The 2,055-nt window shown below is 45.7% G+C and carries 1 pseudogene; it reads right to left on the bottom strand.

The features are described from left to right. Window positions 1-1,159 precede the first annotated feature (1,159 nt). Window positions 1,160-2,055 (bottom strand): annotated as a pseudogene (locus tag BGO89_00010) (hypothetical protein).

The following is a 2,055-nucleotide window of genomic DNA, read 5'->3' as shown; positions in this document are numbered from 1 at the left end:
GTTCAAGCGGCATCCCAACGATTCGGCTTCGTCATCTACATATTGGAACACTACCCTGGAACACTACCCTAGTCAGGAAACAACCTAGAATACCCGTTGATGTCATAGTAGTAATAGCTTACCTTCCAATCACTAGTATAGAACTTAATAACGTTGTCCCCACGGTAACTTGGCAACGTAGTAACACTTACGTGCGAATTCCGACTCTTATCAGGAAGGATCGGGTGTGTGATTGGGATAATGACTTTTCCGTCATATCGAAGTAGACCCCATTTTCGATCCTTGCTCACAATATAGCATCCACTACCATCTGGTTGGACCCCATCATACCCACAACGAGTATCGCTCCCTACTAAATCGATAAAACACCATGTACGAGCACTTTGCGAGTATTCAACCCGAATAATATCACTACACTCTAGGATATATTTATCCGATCTGCAACGTACATTCATATTAGTATCATAAACGATTTTAGTTTTATTCGAATCACGAAAGACGATGTAACTTGCTGTTGATGACAATATTTCGTTACCGAGATCAACTCTTCTCTCCGAAGTGAAATCGAGCCAAGTATATTGAGCCCCTTGACTAGTAGCTGCCTCAATAATTGCCCCTTTGCCCCATCGGAATAGCATTTCGACACTATCAACCACACTCTTATCTAATCGAGTATCAAATAGCACACTAGCACTATCAAGGACTAGAAAAGGCAATTGCGCAAAGAAGATAGATCGATGAGATCTATATGCGACTTTTCCATTTGGAGCGACAAGATCCCATCGCCCCTCACGTTCGACACTTACATACCCATCCGCTAGTATCCTAGACGAAGTCGCTGTCCACTCACGGATAGGTTCTAAATTTTGATCATAAAGTCTATACCTTTTCTTTTTCCCATGTAATGACTGTGTCATGACATATCCATCGCTATGTTCAACGGATTCGTACCCCTCTTCAACAATGTACTTTCCTCTAATGTCATAAAGGCAAGTTTTTCCACTGTGAAGTATCAAGGCAGTTCTTGCCGATAAAACATCCAGAACATTGCTATCTCGCACTATTAGCGGATCATGAAAAGTGCGCGATTTCTGTGCATGAACTCCACAACCCCAAAGCATGGCAACGATAGCTATTGTGGACGTGCAAACTGTTCTCATTACTTACTCTTCCTTTCTTCATCCTTGGCTTTTACTTCCTTATACTCCTTCTGAATCTGCTTTTGAGTATCATAAGGACCCTTTTCATTATAACACTCACTGCCGTAATGATTGCAAGACTTTTCGTCCTTTTCGTCTTTTTCCTGGTTATAGTACCATTGGGTCGGGTTCGTCTGAGCTTCAACCTGATGCTTCAGTTCATGGCCATAGAGTTCGACTAACGCGGACATGTCCGCTGAGTTAGGCAATGAAATTGTCCCACCTCGGTACTCTTTCTTCACCACCTTCTTCTGTTCCCCTGTCTCAGGATCCTTAATTTGCTTTTCTGTAGCATTTCTTCTCTCGAATATTTCTTGTTCAGCATAAGCCTGGCCACTTTGGCCAAGAACTCTGCTATTGTGCATGTCAACAACGACTGTCTGTTCCATACCCTCGGCATGTCGAAGCAATGAAGCACCAGTCGGTGTCTTTCTCAACTCCTCGGTAACCGCGACGACAAGAGTCTTCTCTTCATCTGACATACTCTTGCTATGCTCAATCTGTCGCCCATTGTTATCATAACTTGTGATCGGATTGTTCCCAGCATACTGATAGGGCGTCAGAGCGGTGTACTTCGCCCACAGCGGATCCACAGACAGGAACCTGCCATACCCCGCATCGTACTGCCTGACGCCATAGAAGCCGAGATCACTCTCGTTGTCCGTCTCACGGCCGATGTAGCCCGTACGGCCCATCAGCGCTTCGTTCGGAAGATTCACATCCTCGCCGAAGGCCGTGTACGCTCGCTGATCCGCACCATACTCCGGCGTGCCGCGACGTACCTGCACCGTACTGCCAAGATGATCCGTGAAGACGATCTCCTTCGTTCCTCCTGCTGCACGCGTGATGATCCGCG

It is taken from the genome of Candidatus Kapaibacterium thiocyanatum (assembly GCA_001899175.1).
GTDB classification, from domain to species: domain Bacteria; phylum Bacteroidota; class Ignavibacteria; order Kapaibacteriales; family Kapaibacteriaceae; genus Kapaibacterium; species Kapaibacterium thiocyanatum.
Note: the sequence above shows the minus strand (reverse complement) of the source record. Positions and strands in the feature narration are given on the sequence as shown.